This is a genomic window from Oceanobacillus sp. J11TS1, from assembly GCF_018333215.1.
Classification (GTDB): domain Bacteria; phylum Bacillota; class Bacilli; order Bacillales; family Amphibacillaceae; genus Oceanobacillus.
This window is the reverse complement of record NZ_BORO01000005.1, coordinates 1-23,329: the sequence shown is the minus strand read 5'-3', so window position 1 is coordinate 23,329 and position 23,329 is coordinate 1. Positions and strand designations below refer to the sequence as shown.

General features: G+C 37.2%; 23 protein-coding genes. 3 read left to right on the top strand and 20 right to left on the bottom strand.

Annotation, left to right across the window (positions count from 1 at the left end; all coding sequences use genetic code 11):
- Positions 1 to 40: 40 nt before the first annotated feature.
- The 16 genes from KI343_RS05600 to KI343_RS05525 all read right to left on the bottom strand — a co-directional run bounded on the left by KI343_RS05600 (position 41) and on the right by KI343_RS05525 (position 17,963).
- Complete coding sequence (locus KI343_RS05600) at positions 41 to 814, bottom strand: SDR family oxidoreductase (RefSeq protein WP_212925459.1); 774 nt, start codon at positions 812 to 814, stop codon at positions 41 to 43.
- 27 nt (positions 815 to 841) lie between these two features.
- Entirely contained in the window at positions 842 to 2,047 is a 1,206-nt protein-coding gene (locus KI343_RS05595; protein ID WP_212925458.1) for an acyl-CoA dehydrogenase, read from the bottom strand.
- Between the two features lie 50 nt (positions 2,048 to 2,097).
- The gene (locus tag KI343_RS05590; protein ID WP_212925457.1) at positions 2,098 to 2,496 is read right to left on the bottom strand and encodes a MaoC/PaaZ C-terminal domain-containing protein; all 399 of its coding nucleotides are present in this window, start codon (positions 2,494 to 2,496) and stop codon (positions 2,098 to 2,100) included.
- Positions 2,493 to 2,942 carry a MaoC family dehydratase N-terminal domain-containing protein gene (locus KI343_RS05585; protein WP_212925456.1) on the bottom strand — a complete coding sequence of 150 codons (450 nt, stop codon included), beginning with the start codon at positions 2,940 to 2,942 and terminating at the stop codon, positions 2,493 to 2,495. The genes KI343_RS05590 and KI343_RS05585 overlap by 4 nt, the downstream gene beginning before the upstream one ends.
- A 26-nt stretch (positions 2,943 to 2,968) precedes the next feature.
- Positions 2,969 to 3,733: a 3-oxoacyl-ACP reductase FabG gene (fabG, locus tag KI343_RS05580; protein ID WP_212925455.1), complete on the bottom strand. Its 765-nt coding sequence runs from the start codon at positions 3,731 to 3,733 to the stop codon at positions 2,969 to 2,971.
- Positions 3,734 to 3,757: 24 nt separating this feature from the next.
- The gene (locus KI343_RS05575; protein ID WP_212925454.1) at positions 3,758 to 4,936 is read right to left on the bottom strand and encodes an acyl-CoA dehydrogenase family protein; all 1,179 of its coding nucleotides are present in this window, start codon (positions 4,934 to 4,936) and stop codon (positions 3,758 to 3,760) included.
- 80 nt (positions 4,937 to 5,016) lie between these two features.
- Positions 5,017 to 6,600 carry a long-chain-fatty-acid--CoA ligase gene (locus KI343_RS05570; protein ID WP_212925453.1) on the bottom strand — a complete coding sequence of 528 codons (1,584 nt, stop codon included), beginning with the start codon at positions 6,598 to 6,600 and terminating at the stop codon, positions 5,017 to 5,019.
- Between the two features lie 316 nt (positions 6,601 to 6,916).
- On the bottom strand, positions 6,917 to 8,101 hold the full coding sequence (locus KI343_RS05565) for a thiolase family protein (RefSeq protein WP_212925452.1): 1,185 nt from the start codon (positions 8,099 to 8,101) through the stop codon (positions 6,917 to 6,919).
- Between the two features lie 584 nt (positions 8,102 to 8,685).
- The gene (locus KI343_RS05560; protein ID WP_212925451.1) at positions 8,686 to 10,287 is read right to left on the bottom strand and encodes a long-chain-fatty-acid--CoA ligase; all 1,602 of its coding nucleotides are present in this window, start codon (positions 10,285 to 10,287) and stop codon (positions 8,686 to 8,688) included.
- 27 nt (positions 10,288 to 10,314) lie between these two features.
- Positions 10,315 to 10,692, bottom strand: coding sequence for a hypothetical protein (locus KI343_RS05555; RefSeq protein ID WP_212925450.1), 378 nt, complete (start codon positions 10,690 to 10,692; stop codon positions 10,315 to 10,317).
- A 722-nt stretch (positions 10,693 to 11,414) separates the two neighbouring features.
- Complete coding sequence (locus KI343_RS05550) at positions 11,415 to 12,350, bottom strand: ketopantoate reductase family protein (protein WP_212925449.1); 936 nt, start codon at positions 12,348 to 12,350, stop codon at positions 11,415 to 11,417.
- 4 nt (positions 12,351 to 12,354) lie between these two features.
- Positions 12,355 to 14,040, bottom strand: coding sequence for a sigma-54 interaction domain-containing protein (locus KI343_RS05545; RefSeq protein WP_244856749.1), 1,686 nt, complete (start codon positions 14,038 to 14,040; stop codon positions 12,355 to 12,357).
- A 169-nt stretch (positions 14,041 to 14,209) separates the two neighbouring features.
- On the bottom strand, positions 14,210 to 15,502 hold the full coding sequence (locus tag KI343_RS05540) for a pyrimidine-nucleoside phosphorylase (RefSeq protein ID WP_212925448.1): 1,293 nt from the start codon (positions 15,500 to 15,502) through the stop codon (positions 14,210 to 14,212).
- 28 nt (positions 15,503 to 15,530) lie between these two features.
- Positions 15,531 to 16,712, bottom strand: a complete 1,182-nt coding sequence (gene deoB, locus KI343_RS05535; RefSeq protein WP_212925447.1) for a phosphopentomutase — start codon at positions 16,710 to 16,712, stop codon at positions 15,531 to 15,533.
- Between the two features lie 147 nt (positions 16,713 to 16,859).
- Positions 16,860 to 17,750, bottom strand: a complete 891-nt coding sequence (gene xerD, locus KI343_RS05530) for a site-specific tyrosine recombinase XerD (RefSeq protein WP_212925446.1) — start codon at positions 17,748 to 17,750, stop codon at positions 16,860 to 16,862.
- Positions 17,751 to 17,756: 6 nt separating this feature from the next.
- Entirely contained in the window at positions 17,757 to 17,963 is a 207-nt protein-coding gene (locus KI343_RS05525) for a DUF4227 family protein (protein ID WP_212925445.1), read from the bottom strand.
- Between the two features lie 349 nt (positions 17,964 to 18,312).
- On the opposite strand from KI343_RS05525, the gene KI343_RS20330 reads away from it, so the two are divergent.
- Complete coding sequence (locus tag KI343_RS20330; protein ID WP_280530115.1) at positions 18,313 to 18,441, top strand: hypothetical protein; 129 nt, start codon at positions 18,313 to 18,315, stop codon at positions 18,439 to 18,441.
- A gap of 95 nt (positions 18,442 to 18,536) precedes the next feature.
- On the opposite strand, the gene fur is transcribed toward KI343_RS20330, so the two are convergent.
- The 3 genes from fur to KI343_RS05510 all read right to left on the bottom strand — a co-directional run bounded on the left by fur (position 18,537) and on the right by KI343_RS05510 (position 20,529).
- Complete coding sequence (gene fur / locus KI343_RS05520) at positions 18,537 to 19,007, bottom strand: ferric iron uptake transcriptional regulator (RefSeq protein ID WP_212925444.1); 471 nt, start codon at positions 19,005 to 19,007, stop codon at positions 18,537 to 18,539.
- 200 nt (positions 19,008 to 19,207) lie between these two features.
- Positions 19,208 to 19,852, bottom strand: coding sequence for a stage II sporulation protein M (gene spoIIM / locus KI343_RS05515; RefSeq protein WP_212925443.1), 645 nt, complete (start codon positions 19,850 to 19,852; stop codon positions 19,208 to 19,210).
- 137 nt (positions 19,853 to 19,989) lie between these two features.
- A complete protein-coding gene (locus tag KI343_RS05510) occupies positions 19,990 to 20,529 on the bottom strand; it encodes an NUDIX hydrolase (RefSeq protein WP_212925442.1) in 540 nt (179 codons plus the stop codon).
- Positions 20,530 to 20,759: 230 nt separating this feature from the next.
- Between KI343_RS05510 and KI343_RS05505 the strand changes: the two genes are divergently transcribed.
- Together KI343_RS05505 and KI343_RS05500 are read left to right on the top strand one after the other, a co-directional pair.
- Positions 20,760 to 21,680 carry an aldo/keto reductase gene (locus KI343_RS05505; protein ID WP_212925441.1) on the top strand — a complete coding sequence of 307 codons (921 nt, stop codon included), beginning with the start codon at positions 20,760 to 20,762 and terminating at the stop codon, positions 21,678 to 21,680.
- A 243-nt stretch (positions 21,681 to 21,923) separates the two neighbouring features.
- Entirely contained in the window at positions 21,924 to 22,157 is a 234-nt protein-coding gene (locus KI343_RS05500; protein ID WP_212925440.1) for a hypothetical protein, read from the top strand.
- A 290-nt stretch (positions 22,158 to 22,447) separates the two neighbouring features.
- On the opposite strand, the gene KI343_RS05495 is transcribed toward KI343_RS05500, so the two are convergent.
- Entirely contained in the window at positions 22,448 to 23,188 is a 741-nt protein-coding gene (locus KI343_RS05495; RefSeq protein WP_212925617.1) for an SDR family NAD(P)-dependent oxidoreductase, read from the bottom strand.
- Between the last annotated feature and the right edge of the window lie 141 nt (positions 23,189 to 23,329).

Genomic DNA, 23,329 nt, shown 5'->3' with positions numbered 1-23,329 from the left:
TTCAATTCAGCTCCCTGTAAATTTATACTTCCTTACGTTTTTACATTGCGTTCTTTCCTCCATCAACTACAATCGTTTCTCCAGTTACAAAGTCGGATGCAGCTGTTGCTAAGAATAACGCTGCTCCCTTTAAGTCATTTTCCGAGCCGAATTTTTGAAGCGGCGTTCCTTCGCGCATTTCATCTCCACTCCGCTCTATTAGAACCTTCGACATCTTGGTTGGAAAAAAGCCAGGTGCAATCGCATTAACATATATCCCGCGGGGTCCCCATTTAACAGCTAAATCTTTTGTAAAGGTAATGACTGCACCTTTACTTGAGTTATAGCCTATTGCATCCATGTATTTAGGACTCGATCCGTTCAATCCGGCAACAGATGCAATATTAATGATTTTCCCATATTTTTGTTCAGTCATAACCTTACCAACTGCTTGTGACATTAAGAATGTGCCAACTACATTGACATTCATCACTTTTTGGAAAGCCTCTAATGGCATTTCATCAACAGGCGCTCCCCAGGTAGCACCACTATTATTAACTAATATGTCAATCCTTCCAAATTTCTCTAAGGTCTTTTCCACTACATTCTTTATATCATCTGGCTTAGTAACGTCACACTTCAGCGCTAATGTTTCGGTTCCTTTTTTTTGTAATTCCTTACTTGCTTCTGTACAATTCTCTTCCTTTCTTGAGCAAACAACGATATTAGCACCCGCTTCAGCGAATCCTTCTGCAATTTGCTTACCGAGGCCTCGCCCTCCTCCAGTTATAATTGCAGTCTTACCAGTTAAGTCAAACAGCTCATGTACATGCATGTCCTCTCCCCCTCTTCTTTAATTAATTTACCGGTATTTCTTTAATTCAAGTCTTGCAATTGTTCTACGATGTACCTCATCCGGTCCATCAGCTAATCTTAAAGTGCGAATTTTCACCCAGCTTGCAGCTAATGGAAAATCTTCCGTAACCCCAGCAGCCCCGAATGCTTGAATTGCTTGATCAATGATTTTCAAAGCCATATTTGGAGCCACTACTTTTATCATCGCGATTTCCGCCTTCGCTTCTTTATTGCCAACTGTATCCATCATATGAGCAGCTTTAAGCGTTAAGAGTCTAGCCTGTTCAATATCTATCCTTGCATTTGCAATCCATTCTTGAATAACACCTTGTTCTGCTAACTTTTTTCCAAAGGTTTCTCTCTCTTGTACTCGCCTACATAACAATTCTAATGCTCTTTCTGCGACGCCAATTGTCCGCATACAATGATGGATTCTACCCGGCCCTAATCTTCCTTGCGCAATTTCAAATCCTCTTCCCTCGCCAAGCAGCATATTAGATGCCGGGACACGTACATTTTTGTATTCAATTTCTGCATGACCGTGCGGTGCATGATCATAGCCGAACACAGGCAATATTCGCTTGATAGTTACTCCTGGTGTATCCAGTGGTACGAGAATCATAGATTGTTGTTGATGCTTCGGAGCATCTGGGTCGCTTTTCCCCATAACAATCGCGATTTTGCAGCGCGGATCTCCTGCACCAGAAGACCACCATTTCGTACCGTTAATGACATATTCGTCCCCATCTCGGATGATACTAGCTTGAATATTCGTTGCATCGGATGAGGCAACATCTGGTTCGGTCATTGAAAAACAAGAACGAATTTCTCCATTTAATAATGGTTTTAACCATTTTTCCTTATGTTCTTCTTTTCCGTATCGAACAATCGTCTCCATATTCCCCGTATCAGGTGCTGCACAATTAAATACCTCTGGACCAATACTAGATCGGCCCATAATTTCACATAATGGAGCGTACTCTACATTTGATAACCCAGCACCATATTCACTCTCAGGTAAAAATAGATTCCAAAGCCCTTCATCTTTCGCTTTTTGCTTTAATTCCTCCATAATCGGCGGCACGATTGCAAATCTATCATCCGCTTTCAGTTGCTCCTCGTATTTCTTCTCATTAGGGTAGATATATTCATTCATAAAGTTATTTAATTTTTTCTGTAATCCTTTTACTTTATCCGAATACTCAAAATTCACTTAGCTAACCTCCTTCAGAACCATTTTTTATCTAAAAGAATGAATCCCTTTTACCTTTTTGAGAAACGGACCATACCCTTGATAACTGCTTTGCCATTTTGATTAGTAGCTTTAACGTTAAAATCTAAATATTCATCCGTGCTTTCATCTACTTGCGCGCTTAACGTAAGTACATCATTTAAGAAAACCATTCCAGAAAATCTTATTTTATAATCTTGGATAAATCCCTCTTCATAGTAAGGAGTAAAAAGTTTCGATAAATTCCCCATGGTCCACATTCCATGGGCGATAATGCCGGGCAATCCTGCTTTTGCAGCTTCCTCATCCACAGTATGAATTGGGTTGAAATCTCCAGAGGACCCCGAGTATTTAATTAAATCCATTCTAGTTACAGGTTCAAGAGTAATTTCTAGTTTCTCACCTGGAGTTAATTTAGCGATTTGCTTCATACCTTCAACGCCTCCCTTACAGCCTCATTAATAATAACAATCGATTCTTCTGTGAAAATCAGGTTTCCTTTTAAATCTTCTCCGTATCTTTTCGTCACTAAGAAACCCATTAAACCGTTTTTACCTGTTTTATCATAGTAATCTTTCACTTCTGTATAGCAATATATTTCTTCTCCAACTAATAATGGTCTGACATAATGATAAATTTGTTCCCCGTGAATTAATCCCTTACTGGGTAAATGGAGTCCCTCGACCGTCCCGTAATCAAAGGTACGAGGAAAAGTTGGAGGTGCAATATTTGCACCATACCTTGACTTTTTCCCAACCTCTTCATCCATGTAGATTGGATGAGAGTCACCAATTGACGCTGCAAATCGTTTAACCATTCCTCGTTCTACAATATTTTTCACCCTGCTTGACTTTTTCCCAATCATTTCTTTATACATCATCTCATCTCCTAACTCCATCATGTTTACGCTTTCGGTCCTCCAGCGACATAAATTACCTGACCATTAACAAAAGAAGATTTTTCATCTGCAAAAAATGCTACAGCATTTGCAATATCGGAAGGTCTACCGCTCCTTGCAACTGGTATTTTACTTACGTTAAACTTTACGAATTCATCAAAAGAAACACCAACTCTTTCCGCAGTTGCCTTTGTCATTTCAGTTTCGATGAATCCAGGAGCAACAGAATTTGCTGTAATTCCATATTTTCCAAGCTCTATTGCCAATGTTTTCGTAAATCCTTGTAAGCCTGCTTTCGCTGTCGCATAATTTGCTTGCCCGCGATTTCCAAGTGCAGACGTTGATGAAATATTAATAATGCGGCCGTACTTTTGGTCTACCATGTATTTTTGAACGGCACGCGCAGCATTAAACGATCCTTTCAAATGAACATCTATAACTTGTTGCCAGTCACTATCCGTCATTTTAAATAACAGATTATCACGGATAATCCCTGCATTATTTACTAGGATATCTATTTTTTCATAGGTATCTATAATTTCTTTTACTGCCGCCTCGACCTCTTCTGCAACAACTACATTCGCTTTTTTGGTGAAAATCTCATATCCCTTTTCAACAAATTCCGTTTGCACCTCATTCAGTGCTTCTTCGTTAATGTCAATAACAGCAACTTTTGCTCCTTCTTCTGCAAACCTTAATGCAACACCTTTTCCAATACCTCGGCTACCACCTGTAATAAAAGCTACTCTACCAGCAAAGTTCCCTACCATTTGTTATTCCTCCTATTTTTTCGTTTAGATATATTGTCCAATTTTCACATTACCTTTTAATAGATTTCTAGCTATGATTAAACGTTGAATCTCATCTGTTCCATCGTAAATTCTCCAAAGTCTTGCTTCACGATACCAGCGCTCAATTGGCAATTCTCTTGTGTACCCCATTCCGCCATGAATTTGCAGTACGCGGTCAATTACTTGATTTCCCATATTTGCTCCATACAATTTAGCCATGGAAGCTAAATGACGGTTATCTTCTCCTTGATCGAGTGTAAATGCAGCATTTAGCACCAACCATTTAGCAGCTTCAATTTCAACCGCTGAATCTGCTATTTGCCATTGAATTGCTTGCCTCTCTGCAATAGGTTTTCCAAATGTTTCACGCTCGTTCGCATAATCAATCGCCATTTGCAGTAAACGCTCTGCCGAACCAACTGCACGCGCCCCAACAAGCCATCTTGCAAAACCAATCCATTCCAGCCCGAGGTTATATCCACCATGTAATTCTCCTAAGATATTTTCTTCTGGGATGCGAACATTTTCAAAGACCAATCCCGCTGGGCCCCATTCTCCCATTGTATGGATATATTCTGATTTCCAACCCATATCACGATCAGCGATAAAACAAGTTACACCTTCTCTACCTTTTGATTTTTGATGTAATTCTTTATCTGTAATAGCAATAACCATTACAAAGTCCGCTTCGTTCCCGCCAGTTATAAACGTTTTTTCACCGTTCAGAACCCATTCTTTACCATTTTTAACAGCTGTCATTTTTATATTTTGTGTATCAGACCCTGCTCCCGGCTCTGTCATCGCAAAGCATGACTTCTTCTCTCCATTAATCGTCGGAATTAAATACTTTTCCTTCTGTTCATCGTTTCCATAGTAAAGGATATTATCTGCAGACCCTCCGAATTTGAAAGGTACAAACGTCTTTGAAACTTCCATCGTAACGATCGCCTGCATCATTTGTCCTAAATCGGCTCCACCATACTCTTCAGGTGTGTTAATCCCCCAAAAACCAGCCTTCTTTGCCTTTAACGTAAGCTCTTCTTGTTTTTCTATCGGAAGACTAGGTTTTCCTTCTCTTTCATTTCGAAGCACCTCATTTTCTAATGGAATTAATTCTTTTTCAACAAATTTACGAATCGTTTTTTGAACCATCTTTTGTTCTTCGGTTAAGCGTAAGTCCATATGCAATCTCTCCTTTTAATCTATTTATATGAGTTTAACAAAACAAAAATACTAACTAGTCAGTATGTTATAAAAAATGATTAGATTTGGGATTGTTCTTTTAGTTTTCTTTTTAAAATTTTCCCTACCGATGTCTTCGGTAACTCATCAATAAACTCTACTTCGTGAGGAACCTTATAGGCCGCCAGTTTAGTTCGGCAAAAATCGATAAGTTCTGTTTCAGTTAGTTGTTCATTTTCCTTTAATACGACAACGGCTTTCACTGTTTCTCCTCGATATTGATTAGCCACACCGATCACCGCAGCCTCTAAAACTTTTGGGTGTGTATAAATGACATCTTCCACTTCAATCGGATATACATTGAAACCGCTCGCGATAATTAGTTCTTTCTTTCTGCCAATAATATAGAAAAATCCATCTTCATCCATTTTTGCTAAGTCCCCTGTATAAAGCCAGCCATCCCGTAATACTTGATCCGTCTCTTCCGGCAAATTCCAGTAACCCTTCATTATTTGCGGACCTTTTACAATTAATTCGCCAACTTCACCAACTTCGACTATCTCTTTACCTAGAGTTGGATCTACGATTTTAGCCTCTGTATTGGGAATTGGAATACCGATACTGCCGGGCTTCTGTAATCCAACAATTGGATTGCGATGCGTGACAGGCGATGCTTCAGATAATCCATAACCCTCTGAGACATTTGATCCACTTTTATTATTAAACTCACTTCGTATTTCTACTGGTAAAGGAGCCGAGCCACTAGTACAAGTTTTTAGACAACTTAAATCAAGGGAATGGTCTTTTGCATAATGAAGCAGTGCAATATACATCGTTGGAACACCAGGAAAAATAGTTGGTTTTGTCTGCTCTATTACCTTTACAGTCTGCACGACATCAAATTTTGGGACTAATATTAAATTCCCTCCTATATAAAACGTTACATTCATGCAACTGGTCATTCCATAAACATGAAATAAAGGAGAAATCGATAATACCCGTTCTTCGCCCAACACTGTTCTAACCTGTGATGTTCCATAACTTTGTAACGTATTTGCCACCAAATTATAATGCGTTAACATCGCACCCTTCGAACGTCCGGTGGTTCCACCTGTATATTGCAGAACAGCAACATCCTCCAATGGTTTGATCGTTACACTGGGCAGTGGTAATCCCTTATCCTGAAGCAGTTCATCAAACTCGCAACTGCTTACAAATGATGCAGTTATAATAGTAGTTAATGGCGTTTGATCTTTAACTTTTTCTATCATAGGTAGTAATGAGTCTAAAACAATCAACACTTCCGCTTCTGAATCGTTTAATACATGCAATAATTCTGCTGTCTTATACATTGGATTGACCTGAACAATGGTCGCCCCGCATAAAAGCGCAGCGTAATAGCTAATAGGATAATATGGGCAGTTAGGAAGCATTAAAGCTACTCTGTCCCCTTTATCCACTCCCAGGTGATGCAAGGAAGCTGCAAAATTGTTTATTAATTGACTAAGTTGTTTATAAGAATAAGACCTATTAAAAAAAGTAATTGCTGTATGATTAGAATACTTTTCTACGGAATTTTGGAATAATTGAGAAAGCGAGATTTCTGGGATTTCCAACTCTAGTGGATTTCCTTTGACAATATGTTTTAACCACGGTCTCTCCATAGCAACTAACCTCCTCTAATATTTCGCACTAGATACCAACCAACCGGTATATTTTAAATATTTAACAATACGGTAGCGGAATTTTCAGAAAAAACGATGTAAATTAGTAAACAATAAAAATCTCCCCTTAGCAGCTTAAACAATCCAAAACCCTTCGGTAACATATTTCCCTTTTCATCTACAAATTCTGACTCTGCGTTTACGAAAGGGAGATCCTAATGGTCGATTAATACCTAGTCTATCCTTCAAATTTACTCTATATATTCTGAACGATATAAACACATCTGCACACCTCCTATTTGAGATGGAAGAATTATTAAATCTGTTCAATCATTATCGCCATACCTTGACCACCACCGGCACATAAAGTAGCGATACCAAATTGCTGTTTCCGCCTAATCAGTTCATGCAGGAGGGTCGTTGTTATTCTCGCTCCACTCGCACCTACCGGATGTCCTAATGCTATTGCACCTCCATTCACATTTACCTTTTCGGGATCTATACCTAATTCTCGTATAACGGCAAGCGATTGCGATGCGAACGCTTCGTTTAACTCGAATAAATCAATATCTTGTAACTGTTTGGACGTTCTTTTTAATAGTTTCTTAACAGCTGGAACAGGACCAACACCCATTATTTCTGGTGAAATACCAGCGTTCGCCCAATCAACGACACGTGCTAATGAGGTTAACCCCATTTCTTTCGCCTGCGACTCTTTCATAAGTACCAAAGCAGCAGAACCGTCGTTCCTGCCACAAGCATTTCCAGCTGTAACGGTTCCATTATTCTTAAATACAGGTTTTAGTTTAGAAAGTTTTTCGATTGTCGTATTTGGACGTGGATGCTCATCTTTTTCAAACGTAAAGGTCCCTTTTCTTTCCTTTACTTCAACTGGGACTATTTCTTCTTTGAAGCGGTCTTCTTTCATCGCTTTACTCGCTCTTCTTTGACTCTCAATTGCAAACGCATCTTGATCCTTTCTTGATATTTGGTATTTTTCTGCTACATTCTCAGCAGTAATTCCCATTCCTAAATCATCCCCGTATATCTCTGGAGGCTGCTGCCCTGCCTCTGTATTCGAATCCACAAGGTAAGGTTTATCACCTCCAAATCTAGCATTTCTTAAATAGATAGGTGAACGACTCATGCTCTCTGTACCACCAGCAACAACAATTTTCGCTTGGTTAAATAAAATTTGCTGCACACCCGAAGCAATGGCCTGCATTCCCGAGGCACATAAGCGATTCACAGTATAGGCTGTTGCTTTTTCAGGTATCCCGGCACGTAATGCTGCAACCCTAGCTATATTCGATGATTCCGTCGTTTGGCGAACCTCTCCCATTATTACTTCGTCCACCTGGTCTGCTGCTATTCCAGATCTATTCACTGCCTCTTTTATCGAAGCAGCAGCAAGATGACCAGATCCTATTTCCTTTAATGAACCACCATAAGCACCGATTGCTGTTCGAACTGCACTAACAATAACGATATTCTCCTTCATTATTATCTGTCCCTTCTAGTTACATATTTTAGAAATGCTCTTTTTTCCATCAACCTGAAATAATAGAATTTCAGGTGTACCTTCATAGATGTGTGCATCATGGAAGAAGCTCACAATCGGAAAGTCTGAAATCTAACCAAATCCCCCATATACTTGGACCGCATTATCAGCTACTCTGTTTTAACCCTCTGTGTCATATAGCTTTAACATCTCGCCGTCTTTAATTACTCTCTACCTTTATCCACCATCCTCGATATATAAAAGGTTGCAATGCTTCAATTCTGCTATTTCAAAGAGCATATATCCAATTGCTTGATGGTCAATAATATAGTTTATACACTGCCCTTAATCTCAGTGATTTCTTAGGTTAATTTAAGTAGAACTTCGAATCCCTCCCTTCAATACCGTAATCTGCAATATTAAGTATATTTGAATTAGCATCTTTATTAATGGCTACGATTGTTTTCGAGCTTGACATTCCACCTAAATGCTGAATTGTTCTGTAAATCTCTTCAGCAATGTAATAATCGGGTTTAACTACTTTCCTGTTTGATCAATTTGAAATACCGCAGCTCCGCCCTCTCCTACTTCTCTTTATTTTTGTCTATTAAGGCCCGTTTTAAGATTTTACCAACTGCATTTCTTGGAAGCTCCTCGATGGTCGCAAACGCTTTTGGTACTTTATATGGTGTTAAGTTTCGATAGCAGAAGCCCTTCATTTCTTCAAAGTCGATGACGGCTCCCTCTCGAGGAACAAGATATGCCTTAAGAATTTCACCTTTTTCTGAATGTGGAATCCCGACAACAGCACACTCTAGAATATCAGGATGCTCATACAAGACATTCTCAACTTCTTGTGGATATACGTTAAATCCTCCATTAATAACCATCTCTTTTTTCCTGCCAACAATATAAAAATAGCCATCCTCATCTTGTTTTGCCAGGTCTCCTGTAAATAACCAGCCAGCTCTTAATGCATAAGCTGTTTCCTCATCATTATTCCAGTAGCCTTTCATAATTTGGGGACCTTTAATAATTAACTCTCCTACAAATCCAATTGGAAGCTCTGTATATCCTTCATCTACTATTTTGCAATCTGTATTCGGGAAAGGGACACCGATACTACCAACTTTCCGAACACCACTTGACGGATTGCGATGAGTGGATGGGGATGCTTCAGACAAACCAAACCCTTCACCTATAACTGCTCCAGTAAGTTTTTCGAATTTCCGAATTACTTCTATTGGAAGAGGCGCAGATCCACTAGAACAAAACTTAAAACTATGAAGACCATATTTTTCTACATTCTTATGATTAACAAAGGCATTATACATTCGAGGGACACCTGGGAAAAATGTTGGTTGGTATTTCTTTATAGTCTCTAATACTTTGGTGACTTCAAATTTGTTAATTAATATAATCGAAGCGCCTATATAGATTCCTAGATTCATCGCACTTGTCATTGCATACACATGGTAAAGCGGTGTCGCGGCAAGTATGATTTCCTCCCCAAACTCCATTCTTTTTCCATACATCGCATGACTTTGATAGACATTAGCCACTAAATTGTAATGGGTTAGCATAGCACCTTTCATAACGCCCGTCGTTCCACCTGTATATTGAATAACGGCGACATCATCTCTTGGATGTATCAAGACTTCATTGCTAATTAGGGTTGATTTATTGCTAATTTCGTCGATACTCAGATATTCACTATTCTCCTTATCCGTTGCGACAAAAATCTGTTCAAAAACATATATACTTTCTAGTTGTTTCAATGTTTCTAAACTTTCCTGTTCCACGACGATGTACTTCGCATTCGAATCGTTAACAATTTGTAACAGCTCACGGGTGGTATAGCGTGGATTGATTTGAACAACAATCAAACCTAGCCTCATAGCTGCGTAGTAAGAGATAATATAATCGGGATGATTGGAAACCATTAATCCGATTCTCTCCCCTTTTTGCAAACCTAGGTTATTCCACGCTTCTGCTAACCGATCCGTATTATCCTTTAATTCGCTGTATGTGATTTTCGTATTTCCATAAATGATTGCTGTTCGGTTCCCGTATTTTTCTGATGTTACATCTAACAAGGAATATATCGGAATCTCAGGTATTTCTATATGACTTTTTATATCAGGTGGATATGCTTTATACCAGCTACGTTCTTCCAAACTTTTCATGTTTGCTCCCCCTCCAAATTAATTCACTTACTCCAATACACCTTGTTCTTCATAATAACGTTTTGCACCAAATAACATATAACCAGCTGTAGCCATTGTTACTATGATAATTACAATGTCAATTACCCCAAATTTTTTCCCTTTTTTAAATGGAAAGAGAAGGAAAATCAGCAACATTGCCCACAATACGTGAATACTTCTTTGCTGCCATGAGGATAATGTTCCAAACCCTGCAGTATATACATGGAATATTGAAAGTCCAATTGCCAATAAGGAAATAATCGTTAATAGAACTCTTGAGCGGTTCCATTTCCCCTTTCTATTTTTCCAAATCTCTTCAATATATGTTGGTTTCTCTCTAACTGTTGTATCGATTTTCTGTGTGGATACCGTTTCTGTAACCATTAATACACCCCACCACCAATCATTTTATTTTAATAAACAACGATCGAAAAAACTTTCAAAGGAAGTTACAGTACCTATAAGCAGGAATATAACCCCCAGCGAAAATCAACTTTGTTTGCGCTTTCATTTTTTCATTTCTTATTTTTGGGGTTTTATTCATTCGCTTCTAAGAACCTTCTTATATATTTCCTCTTTTAACATTTGTATTACTACTTATCCAGCAAAAAATATGCCAACACCACTAAAAGATAGGAAAAAATGAAAGTCAACGTAAAAATATACCCACTACATATTGGCACGGGAGATTTTAAATTTTTTTCTATTGTCTATGAAGCAAATGCTATGGTAGTTACAAATCTTAAGAATAGATCCAAATTTAAATCATCAAGCACTATTTGGATATAAAATATAACTCCTTTTAGTGGGAGGGTTCGGTCTTTTGTACGGAAGGTTAGTTGAGTGAATCAGGGGATTAGCGACTCGTTTTCTCTCGCCTAAATAGATTATTTCCATTCTTTGGAGAGAGGAGTTTTACGGACGGTTTTCCATGATAAAATCAATGATTTAAAAATGAATTACTCATTTATTTTTGAATCACACCAATAAAAAAATCCTTTAGAACCTAAAGGATTTTTTTATTAACTGTCAGTCTTTTATCAGGCAGGGTATCCGCAAGCCTGTGAATAGTGAAAATAATTATTTTCCACATTCCTTGCGTCACTTTATTTAGTTCGTTGGCTACTCTTTATCATTGTTCTATTAAGATGTGTTAAGATGCTATAAAAAGCTTGTATAGTCGGTACAGCTATATCAAATTCTTCTGCTTTCCGCATGACATATCCACACATAGATTCTACCTCCATTTGCTTGCCACTTAACCGGTCTTGGAGCATGGAAGTCTGATGTTCTCTTGCACGTTCTGCATTTTTAAAAATAGTTTCCTTTATCTGTTGGGAATCAATCGAAATACCTAATCTAATGGCAACCTCCATTGCTTCTTCACATACCTTCTCCGCTGTTTTCCGCAAAGGTCCATCATCGAGTATATGTCCAACCGCTGCTGTTGAAATTGCTGATAAAGAATTAAAAGTTACGTTCCAAAGAAATTTACGCCATTTCTTCTCGAGAATATTGCTTGTATGTTTTGCATCAATTCCTGCTAGTTGAAAAAGCGTAACAATTTGTGAACATTGCTCGCTCGTTGTACGCTCAAGCTCTCCTATTACTAATGAAACCCTGCCATGTTGTTTCACGATTCCAGCTTTTTCTTTTACAGCTTGTACATAGGTTGCACAAGAAAAGGTACGCTCCGCTCCAAATATTTGTTCTAATTTTTCTTCGTTATCTACTCCATTTTGCATCGTCATCACAATGGAATCTTTTTGTAATATCGGAAGTAATTTCTTTGCCATGTGTTCGGTGTCATTTGATTTTACACAAAATAAAATAAGATCTGTGTTTCCTAACTGTTTCAGATCATCTGTAAATGTGCCGTGTACTGTAATGGTTTCATCTTCTCTTTTTATAATTAAACCTCGCTTTATCATTGCTTCCAAATGCTTTCCCCGTGCAAGAAAAGTCAGTTGATGCCCTCCTTGCTCAAGTAAAGCACCAAAAAAACTACCTACTGCACCTGCACCAACAATTCCAATTCGCATAAACTCATCCCCTTAGATTAATCTTATATTTCTTTAACTTTCTTACAATCGTCGGCTGACTCGAACCTAATGCTTCAGCAATTTCGTACGTACTTTTGTATTTTTCAGCCGCTAACGTTAACACTTTTTTCTCAGCAATTTCTGCCGCATCCTTGAGTGAAACAATCTTATCTATCGTTACATCATTCGTTTGACGGTATTCAGCAGGAAGGTCTTCCATCGTTATAACTTCCTTATAAGTTGTCACAGCCAACCTTTCTATAAGATTGGCTAACTCTCTTATATTACCCGGCCAATTATAAGACAATAAAAAACTCTTCAATTTATAGTCCAATGCTTTCGTCAAATTATATTTTTCGTTAACTTTCTTTAAGAATAATTGAACCAACGGCAGGATATCATCTCGACGTTCCCGAAGCGGCGGTATTTTAATTGGAATGACGTTTAAACGATAATACAGGTCTTCCCGAAAAGTGCCTTTTTCTACCATTGTTTTCAGATTTCGATTTGTAGCAGTAATAATTCGAACATCTACCTTTTTTGGACGCATCCCTCCTACCCTTTGAATTTCCCCTTCCTGTAAGACACGCAATAATTTAACCTGCAAAGATAGAGGCAATTCACCTATTTCGTCTAGAAAAAGAATTCCTCCATCAGCCAGTTCGAACATCCCTGGTTTCCCTTTGCTGTTAGCTCCAGTAAAAGCCCCGCCTTCATAACCAAATAATTCTGATTCCAGTAAATCAGGTGGAATCGCACCGCAGTTCAATTTTACGAATTGGCCTTCTTTGGATCTGATGCTATTTGAGAAAATATAATTTGCCAGTTCATCTTTACCTACACCTGTATCTCCCAGAATTATTATAGTTGCATCAATATTAGAAATCCTTCTTGCAGTGTCATAAATCATTTGCATTTTTTCGCTTTTGGTAATTATATCGTTTTGTTGATAAGGTTTGTTCTTTAATCGTTGTAATTCTTTTTTATATTTGTCATTGAGTTCGTTTACTTTAACTAACTCTGCTTGTAATTCATTTAAATCCGATAAATCTCGAATATTAGTTATAATCTTCTCTATTTCCCCATTTTCATTAAAAACAGGACTGCCAGTTAGAATTGTTTCATTTCCTGCATAATTTTGCTGTACAACAGATACGGTTCTTTGATATTTCAATACTTTATTGGTTACAGAATTTTTAAGGATACCCCTTTTCATGAGAGCGTTAACGTCTTTTCCGATGTAATATTCCTTTGGTATATTCGTAATTCTTTCAATCGCCGAATTCGTTTTTAAAGTTATTCCATTTTTATCTGTAATATAAATTCCATCATAGGAGTTTTCAATAATCGTATCTAATTCGCGATTGATCATTTTTAAGTTTTTATTTTCTTTAAGTAACATAGCTATTTCAGGTGTTTCGATGCCGTGCAAAATTTTATTTTCCTTATCATTAAGTTCTCCTTCAATAAAAGCAAAAGTACGATTTTTATATTCAGCATGTATAAGATTAGATTCAGGAGTATGTTTCCATATAGAAAAAATACTGTCTATATCTACACCTGCTGAATTTCTGTTTATTAGGATAGATTCCATTAAACGATTACAATGAATTATCCGGTTATTAACGTCTAATATAATAGATAGAAATGGTGATTCTTCTAATATTTCCGTAATGGTTCCGTTATTCATTGAATCATCTCCTTGTTTTAAATTTACATTATGTTTTAATTATACACAATATTTATAATTAATGTACTTTTGATCGAGTACAATTGGGACGCAAGATAAAATAGATATGAATATAAAAAAGTGTCAGTTCATGTATTTTCTGAACTGACACTTTTTTACTTAAGATAATTTATTGAATTACATCAATGACACTACCTTTTGTTTCTACTCGGGTCGTTGTAAACGAAATCGCCCCTTTTATCTTCTGAATAACCTCATCGTTATCATCCATATTGGTATGAATTGTTGCAAGTTTATCACCTGCTTGCAGTGCATCTCCTAGCTTCACATGCAAGGTAATCCCTACTTGGTGATCAATTTGATCATCTTTTGTTTTGCGCCCAGCACCAAGCAGCATAGCCGCCTCCCCAATTTGCTGTGTTTCGATAGAAGAAATATAACCAGGCCCGTCTGTTGTTACATCGATCGAATTTTTTGCTTCAATCTCATGGATGCTGGATATATCCCCATCTTGCGCTTCGATAAAGGTGACAAACTTTTCATAAGCATCCCCATTTTGAATAACTTCTTCTACAAGTTTTCTCGCTTGCTCTTCCGTGCTAGCTTTCCCGGCTAAGTAAACCATTTGTGCTGCTATTTCTACGGATACATCATATAAATCCTGACTATATTCTTGATCACGCAGTAATTTTACAGCTTCCAATACTTCATTTCCATTGCCGATTTCTTTGCCAAGGGGCTGATCCATGTTTGTTAAAACAGCCACTGTTTCTCGGTTCAATTTTTTCCCGATGGCAACCATTGTCTCAGCAAGCTTTTTGGCTTCTTCTTTTGTTTTCATAAATGCGCCATTTCCTACCTTAATATCTAAGACGATCGCATCTGCACCAGAAGCGATTTTTTTACTCATGATAGAGCTTGCTATTAAAGGAATAGAATCAACTGTTCCTGTAACATCTCTTAATGCATAAATCTTTTTATCTGCAGGTACTAAATTCCCTGACTGTCCGACTAATGCGATACCTAACTCTTTAACCTGCTCTTTAAACCGATCTAACGGAAGTTCCGTATGAAACCCGCTAATGGATTCCAGTTTGTCTACTGTTCCCCCAGTGTGTCCGAGTCCACGCCCGCTCATTTTCGCAAATGGAATGCCTAATGATGATATAATCGGCGCAACCACTAAACTAACTTTATCGCCTACACCTCCAGTAGAATGTTTATCTACAACAGTTGTATTTAAAAACGATAAATCAATTGTTTCGCCGGACTTAACCATTAAGTCTGTAAGAGCAGAGGTCTCATCACTGTTTAATCCTTGGAAATAAACAGCCATAAGCCAACTTGAGATTTGATAATCCGGTATTGTGTCGTTGACATATCCGTTTACGATATGCTCTATTTCCTCATAAGATAATTCTTTACCGTATTTTTTCTTATTGATAATCTCGACCGTATTCATGTTGACCATCCTTTCATTTTAGGCTCTTTTAATTTCTTATCTCATCTAAAAAGCTCGTACCGTGTTCTGGTAATTTAATGTTAAAGTTATCTGCGATGGTTGCTCCGATATCTGCAAATGTTGTACGTAACGGCAGCTCTTTGCCTTCTTCAATGTTTGTATGATAAACAAGAAGCGGCACATATTCGCGGGTGTGGTCTGTACCATGATGTATCGGATCGTTCCCATGATCAGCCGTGATAATTAACAAATCGTCATCCTGCAGTTGGTCAAGAATTTCTGGAAGCTGTTTATCATAAGTTTCCAAAGCTTTTCCATAACCAATGGGATCCCTGCGATGCCCATATTTCGCGTCAAAATCAACAAGGTTGAGGAAGCTTAATCCAGTAAAATCTTTTTTCAAAGAGTCACTTAACTTTACCATACCATCATCATTATCTTTTGTACGAATAGCTTCTGTAACCCCTTCTCCATCATAAATATCAGATATTTTACCGAGTGCAATCACATCAATTCCGGCGTCTTTTAATTCATTCATAACGGTGCGTCCAAAAGGTTTTAATGCATAGTCATGACGGTTAGACGTACGCTCGAAAGCACCTGGTTCCCCTGTAAACGGTCGTGCAATGACGCGCCCTACCATATACTTCTCATCCAATGTAAGTTCTCTAGCGATTTCACAGATACGGTATAATTCATCAACTGGAACTATCTCTTCATGAGCAGCAATTTGCAGTACGGAATCTGCTGAAGTATACACAATCAAACTGCCTGTTTCCATATGTTCTTCCCCAAGCTCCACTAATATCTCTGTTCCTGATGCAGGCTTATTACCAATTACTTTTCTTCCTGTCTTTTTTTCTAACGCTTGAATAAGCTCATCTGGAAATCCATCAGGGAATGTTCGGAACGGTTGATCGATACGAAGCCCCATAATCTCCCAATGACCTGTCATGGTATCTTTTCCATTCGACGCTTCTTGCATTTTTGTATAATGAGCCTTTGGTTTTTCTGCAGGAGCAATTCCCTTAATTTCTCTGATATTGCTTAAGCCCAGGCTTCCCATTGTCGGCATGTTAAGTCCGTTCATCTCTTCAGCTATATGCCCGAATGTATCCGCTCCCAAATCATCAAATTTCTCTGCATCTGGCGCCTCGCCAATCCCGACTGAATCCATTACAATTAAAAATACACGTTTAAATTGTTTCATTATTATCTACCTCCTATGTACTATATTCCCGAAACATCTAATAAGTATGACTCTTTTACAGACGTTAGATGTCTGACAACATAAGCATAAAGGAATTTCTTTTATTTGAAAAGCATTTTAGCCAGGCCAGAGGATTAACAACGATCATCAAGCCCGGGGGTGATAGGATTGATAAATATCTTTTAATCTTGCTTTGGTAACATGCGTATAGATTTGGGTTGTTGATATATCAGCATGTCCCAGCATTTCCTGCACGATTCTTAAATCTGCTCCATTCTCTAATAAATGTGTTGCAAAAGAATGTCTTAATGTATGCGGAGTTATCGTCTTATGTATCCCCGCTTCTGCAGCTAACCCTTTTAGAATCTTCCAGAACCCTTGTCTGCTCAGAGGTCTGCCGTGCTGGTTTAAAAAAAGAGCATTTTCTTGATTGTTTTTCTTTACAAGTTCTTTTCTTGCTGTTTGAATATAATCTTCTAAAACATTCCTTGCTGTATCTCCTAAAGGCACAATTCGTTCTTTAGACCCTTTTCCCATACATTGTACAAAGCCCATTGTTAAGTGCAAGTCTTCCAGTTTTAAACCTATCATCTCTGAGACACGCAACCCTGTCGCATATAATAATTCTAACATCGCTTTATTACGGAGAGACAGTGGGTTTGTTGTATTGATTGTTAATAATTTATCAACTTCTTCTTGGGACAGCGTGTCCGGTAACTTTCGATCTTTTTTCGGAGTCTCAATATGGAGGCTGGGATCTGTTTCGGCAACTCTTTCCCGTATTAAAAACTGATGAAAGGATCGGATAGAAGATATATGCCTTGAAATCGTAGCAGTTGATTTACCGTTATCCTTTAATTCATATAAAAAGCGCATAATATCTGAACGATTTACCTCATTCCAAGAATGACACCCTAATTTTGTTAAGTGTTTCTCATAGGCTGCAAGATCTCTTTGGTAAGACATGATGGTATTATCTGATAACCCTCGCTCTACCCGAAGAAAATGAAAGAAATCTTCTATTGCATATCTCAACATCTTTAATTATTCCCCTTTCATAAAATCAAATGGGAACCAGTCAAACAATGGTACCTCCTGATTCATAACTTTAACTGCTGGTCCTTCCGGTGGATCATAGCGATGTATTTCTTGAAATTCTCGATACATAAAATGTAAGCATCCTGTAAAAAAGCAAGCGCCTATCATAAACCAAATAAATAGCTTCATACCGTCTTTCAAATGCTTTTCCATACCCTAACCTCCCGGAATGTAAAAGATTTGCTGATTCCCCATATCAGAATCAAACACTTTTATAGTTAGAATATGCGAGTAACAAATTCAAAAACACTAGAAAAAGAAGCAATTTTTAAAATAGAAGGTTATTTTAAAAAACCAGCAAACAGACGATCCCCTACCAATTTCGCGCATGTTGCATTTTTTCGCTATTAACCGTTTCATCATCTATTAGAAATACATCTGGGTCTGTTCATATTATACAATGGTTAGCAGCAGAGTTAAACTACAAACGTTCCATCCTTTTGTGTTGTTTATTATGACATATTATAATTAGTCAAATGGAGGTTATAAAGAAGGAGGATAGATGACAACTAATCGGCAACCATATCCACTCCTGTTTCTGGGGATTATAACCGAGCTTATGATAGGAATGACGGAAACACAGGATATTTATAAAAATGAAGCAAGATGGGGGATTAGAATGAAGAAGTGAAGCCGATTTATCAACCACAACGATAAAATTTCCTGCTATATGAAATAAAACCTTTCCCTGTTTTAGAAAAAGGTCTTATGGTCTGATTATATACTTTATGTTGCTTTTTGAACATCCTCTTTTACAACAACTTTTTGACATTGGCGACAAATTCCATGAAAAGTTAATCGGTGGTCTTTTACCTCAAAGCCCCAATCATTCTCAACAATTTGTTCTACTTCACCTAATAAATCATTCTCAATTTCTTCTACAGAACCACATTCAATACATACGAGATGATGGTGAAAGTGTTTAGCACCTTCTTTACGCAGGTCATATCGTGATACACCATCGCCAAAATTAATTTTGTCTACTATTTTAAGTTCAGATAATAATTCTAATGTACGATAAACGGTTGCCAAACCAATTTCTGGTGATTTCTCCTTTACAAGAAGATAAACGTCCTCAGCACTTAAGTGATCTTCCTCTCTTTCAAGAAGCACTCGAACCGTAGCTTCCCTTTGGGGAGTTAATTTGTAGCTATGCGAATGTAGCTGTTTTTTTATTTTTTCAATCCGGTGTTCCATGGATAGTCGCCTCCCTCACTTTACATCTTCATTATATGCATCTATCTATCGTGTGTCAAAGAGTATTCTCAATTATTATTAATAATAATTATAAAGTAATATCAATTATTATATAATGCAAGAAACTCTCTTAGCAAGTTTTAAGAAGACGATATACAGGGAGGACAACATTTCTTCCTAGAGGATAATAAAACAAAGAGCTATCCCTCGTATCTTTCAATCCATTCAATCATTAGTGTATTGGACAAGTAAGCTTCCATTAATGCTGCCAGAGCTGTAAAAATCATTAAAATAACAAAAGTAATAACCAGCCTGATAAAAGGAGGTAACACTTGCTGGTGGTGGTGCTTTAAAAATAACTTCTGCCATAATCCCATTGAAAATATCATGGCAACACTGCCAGCAATGATATATATCGGAATAATCAATAGATTTTGAGGAGCAATCGATATAGCTGATAAAAGCAATCCTTGTCCCCCTAATTGATTAACCATAAAACCAACCGAAAAACCAACAACAAATCCTTTCATAAATAACATAATCCAAATAATTGGCAGCCCAATCATACTTAGCGCTAGTAAAAGCATAAAAGAAAGGTACTTCACATGATAAAGAAGACTTTGAATGAAAACATCTTGTCGATGAATAACTTCCCCATCATTTGTTTGCTGTGTAAAGAACCGTTCTAAGTAAAAGAATAGATTTTGTCTTTGCACAAAATCCATACTATTCACTAAAATAGCCCCAAACACGATACCTGTTAGAAAAAGAATGGTTGTAAATACATAAATGGTAGTATGCCGTCTAATATGCTCGATCAACAAATTATGAGAGGTATTATACATTCGGATCCTCCTGACTATATTTCCTATATTTCAATCTATGAGAATCCCATTTAAAACATACCTATTAATTTTTTGTCTATTGATAGAGCATATAGAATATCACCTATATCATTTTCTCTTACTGCCCTTCTTCTTTCTTATTTGTTTAAGGCATGTAAATAGAGAATTGCATAGTTTGTTTTCGCATCTTGAATACGCCCTTCTTCCACAAGGTCTTTTGCCTCATCTAACGTCACTTCCATAATTTGAACAAATTCATCGTCATCACCAGCGGGCGGGTTTTCCATTTTAATTAAATCATTCGTAATATAAACATAAACTTTTTCATTCGCAAATCCCGGAGAGGTATAAAATGAAGTAACTTGAGATAAATTTGTAGTCGTATACCCCGTTTCTTCTTCTAGTTCACGTACCGCTGCAGTTAATGGGTTTTCATTCTTTTCGAGTTTCCCTGCCGGAATTTCAATCAATGTTCTTTCTAATGGTTTTCGATACTGCTCCACAAGAACAATTTTATTATCTTCTGTAATTGGAATAATTGCTACTGCACCAGGATGATAGACAAGTTCTCTCTCTGCAGTTTCTCCATTAGGAAGTTTAACTTCGTCCACCTGAAGATCTATAATTTTTCCTGAAAAAATTTGTTTAGAGGCTACTGTTTTTTCTTCAAATTGCATATCTGTTCGTCCACCTTTTCATTTTTGATTCCTTCTAATTGCTCTACTTCATTGTAGCAAGGAAATTCCTATTTTTCTTCTTATTCGTTTTAAGTTTTTACATATTTATTCCAAAATATTATTATATTTTCTGGAGATAAGAGAAAACTTACGTGTTACAAGTTATTAATTGTATTCTTTACGCTCTCCCTCTACAATATATGCATAGGAAATAGACAGGAGGAATTAAAATGAAAAAACGTCAGCTTGGTAAAAGCGATATTGAAATTTCTGATTTAACACTTGGCTGCATGTCCTTGGGAACAAACGTTCAACACGGAAAGAAAATGATTGATTATGCTTTAGATAAAGGCATTAATCATTTAGATACGGCAGATCTCTATAATTTTGGGGAGAATGAAAAGATTGTTGGAGAAGCCATTAAACACCGTAGATCTGAGGTCGTCATTACTACAAAAGTAGGGAATCATTTCCAAGAAGGTAAGGGAGATTGGTTTTGGGATCCATCGAAAAAGTATATCCATGAAGCTGTCCGTCATAGTTTGAAAAGATTAAATACAGACTATATTGATGTCTATATGCTTCATGGTGGGACATTGGAGGATCCCATTAACGAAACCATAGAAGCATTTGAAGAATTAAAAAAGGATGGTCTTATTCGTGCATATGGAATTTCTTCTGTTCGTCCAAATGTCGTTCGTGAATATGCAATCCGCTCTTCGATTGATGTGCTAATGACACAATATAGTCTCTTAGACCGCCGGCCAGAAGAGGCGATTTTACCTATTACAGAGGAAAATCAAATCAGTGTCGTTGCACGCGGACCGCTTGCGAAAGGTTTGTTAAGTAATAAGGCTGATGAGGTCTTAGATAAAAAAGGTCATGAAGGCTATCTGGATTATTCTTATAATGAGTTAAAATCGCTTTACTATGAAATTGAACAAGCTATTCCAGACAGTTCGTTACAGCAATTAGCTATGTATTACGTGGCAAATCATCCTGCGATTACATCAACTGTTTTTGGGGCAGGTTCTTTAGAGCAATTAGAACAAAATATTGCAGTCCACCAATCCATCAATGAAATTGCTGACGCTGCTTACCCTATCTTACAGCAGCTAACAAAAGCTTCTCAATATGAAGCGCATCGTTAATAAAAGGTATAAAAATCATTATAATCAAGCTGCTTCATACAAGCATTATTTCTATTAGTATAAACAAAACATGGAGAACAAGAACTTTTACTAAGAACTCCTTTGTCGTTTTACGGCGCTTGAAACTTTAGCCAGTTGGTCCTTTTTATCCTCCTATAAAATATCTCTTATTAAAAATAAGTAGGAAATAGTGTATAATTATACCGCTTATTAAGAAATTATTATTTAGGAGGAAGTGGCGTCTTGGCTTTAATTGCAGGAATATTTATCGCGTGTATTTTATTTTTAATTGCTTTTCTTCCTTTCGGATTGGTAGCAATGCTCGTAAAAAAAAGATCATTGAATAGTGATAAATCAAAATCTACCCAGGAGAAAGGCAAACTCGCAGCTAGTATCATTATTATTGTTGGCTTTATTATAGCTGTACTAGTATTTAAATCTGTGATGGGAAGTTTTATAGATGGTCTTACTGTTTAGAAAGATCCCCAAAAGCAAAGTCAAAGGTTATTGAAGATGCTTGAATTAGATAAAGTTTTATCATAGAGATTGGGACAAAAAGCAAAGTGTTTTGTCTAGAACCCGAACAATATGCTATTAGCGCGTAGAAAACATACGTAGATTCCTGCGAGAAAGCCGCGTATATTTCTTAAGCGTATATTCGCACAAATGATGTTCGGAAGTTGCTGGATAAAAATCATTTTTGTCTCAACCTCTTTTGGTTCATCCAAAATCAAATGGTCGAAATTAACTTAGCAGGTCCATTATCCTTATTTTTTATTAAATTGCGATTTCAAAAGGCTTTCCATTAACCCAGGAAATAAACGATAAAATATACTCCCTATTTCCATCCACCAAGGCATATTAATCTCTCTTCTCCTGGTAAATAGAGATTGAACGACTTTAGAAGCTACTTTTTTAGGCTGGAGCATATACTTTTCCACATTTTGCTGATAAGTACCACTTTTATCAGCAGTCTCAAAGAAGCTCGTTTTAACCGGACCCAGATTCACTGCAGTAACAACAAGATTACTTTCCCTTGTTTCCTGTCTCAGTACATCTGTAAAACCAAGCATGGCTTGTTTAGAAGCAACATAACCTGCCGATTTAGGAGTTGGCAACTTGGCCGCTTGAGAAACAATATTTATAATATGAGATCTTCCCTTAAATTGCAGAAAATGCGGCAGAAACGCTTGTGTATATTGAATACCAGATAAAACATTCACTTGAAACATTTCCTCTATGTCTTCTATATGCAATTCTGCTATCGAATCAAATACGCCAAATCCTGCATTGTTAATTAAACCATGAATGCGTTTCTCTTTTTCAATTATTTCATTAATTTGTTCTTCAATGGCTTCCTTTGAAAATTTCTCAATTGGATAGACTTTACAGGCACCATTATTTTCCTCTATTTCATCGGCTAGTTTTTCTAGTAAGTCACTAGATCTTGCAATTACAATAGGTATACCTCCATGGGCAGCAATTTCTTTAGCAATCTCTCTGCCAATTCCTTTTGATGCGCGGTACTGTCAATAAGTTTGTGTAAATTAATAGGGTATCCTCTCTATTGGGATGTATTTTCAGACACCTTCCCCGGGTACCCGGGGAAGGTGTCTGAAAATTAGCTCGTTTCTTACCTACTCCCCGTA

Excerpts from the sequence above, each read along its gene's own strand:
- KI343_RS05560 (WP_212925451.1), bottom strand. The coding sequence starts at position 10,287 with ATGAAAAGTTTGGAAGAACGTAGCTGGTATAAAGCATATCCACCTGAT.
- KI343_RS05585 (WP_212925456.1), bottom strand. The coding sequence starts at position 2,942 with ATGTATAAAGAAATGATTGGGAAAAAGTCAAGCAGGGTGAAAAATATT.
- KI343_RS05550 (WP_212925449.1), bottom strand. The coding sequence starts at position 12,350 with ATGCGAATTGGAATTGTTGGTGCAGGTGCAGTAGGTAGTTTTTTTGGT.
- xerD (WP_212925446.1), bottom strand. The coding sequence starts at position 17,750 with ATGTTGAGATATGCAATAGAAGATTTCTTTCATTTTCTTCGGGTAGAG.
- KI343_RS05590 (WP_212925457.1), bottom strand. The coding sequence starts at position 2,496 with ATGAAGCAAATCGCTAAATTAACTCCAGGTGAGAAACTAGAAATTACT.
- KI343_RS05600 (WP_212925459.1), bottom strand. The coding sequence starts at position 814 with ATGCATGTACATGAGCTGTTTGACTTAACTGGTAAGACTGCAATTATA.
- spoIIM (WP_212925443.1), bottom strand. The coding sequence starts at position 19,852 with ATGTATAATACCTCTCATAATTTGTTGATCGAGCATATTAGACGGCAT.
- KI343_RS05505 (WP_212925441.1), top strand. The coding sequence starts at position 20,760 with ATGAAAAAACGTCAGCTTGGTAAAAGCGATATTGAAATTTCTGATTTA.
- KI343_RS05575 (WP_212925454.1), bottom strand. The coding sequence starts at position 4,936 with ATGGACTTACGCTTAACCGAAGAACAAAAGATGGTTCAAAAAACGATT.
- deoB (WP_212925447.1), bottom strand. The coding sequence starts at position 16,712 with ATGAAACAATTTAAACGTGTATTTTTAATTGTAATGGATTCAGTCGGG.
- fabG (WP_212925455.1), bottom strand. The coding sequence starts at position 3,733 with ATGGTAGGGAACTTTGCTGGTAGAGTAGCTTTTATTACAGGTGGTAGC.
- KI343_RS05545 (WP_244856749.1), bottom strand. The coding sequence starts at position 14,040 with ATGAATAACGGAACCATTACGGAAATATTAGAAGAATCACCATTTCTA.
- KI343_RS05555 (WP_212925450.1), bottom strand. The coding sequence starts at position 10,692 with ATGGTTACAGAAACGGTATCCACACAGAAAATCGATACAACAGTTAGA.
- KI343_RS05565 (WP_212925452.1), bottom strand. The coding sequence starts at position 8,101 with ATGAAGGAGAATATCGTTATTGTTAGTGCAGTTCGAACAGCAATCGGT.
- KI343_RS05570 (WP_212925453.1), bottom strand. The coding sequence starts at position 6,600 with ATGGAGAGACCGTGGTTAAAACATATTGTCAAAGGAAATCCACTAGAG.
- KI343_RS05540 (WP_212925448.1), bottom strand. The coding sequence starts at position 15,502 with ATGAATACGGTCGAGATTATCAATAAGAAAAAATACGGTAAAGAATTA.
- KI343_RS20330 (WP_280530115.1), top strand. The coding sequence starts at position 18,313 with ATGACAACTAATCGGCAACCATATCCACTCCTGTTTCTGGGGATTATA.
- KI343_RS05510 (WP_212925442.1), bottom strand. The coding sequence starts at position 20,529 with ATGCAATTTGAAGAAAAAACAGTAGCCTCTAAACAAATTTTTTCAGGA.
- KI343_RS05525 (WP_212925445.1), bottom strand. The coding sequence starts at position 17,963 with ATGGAAAAGCATTTGAAAGACGGTATGAAGCTATTTATTTGGTTTATG.
- fur (WP_212925444.1), bottom strand. The coding sequence starts at position 19,007 with ATGGAACACCGGATTGAAAAAATAAAAAAACAGCTACATTCGCATAGC.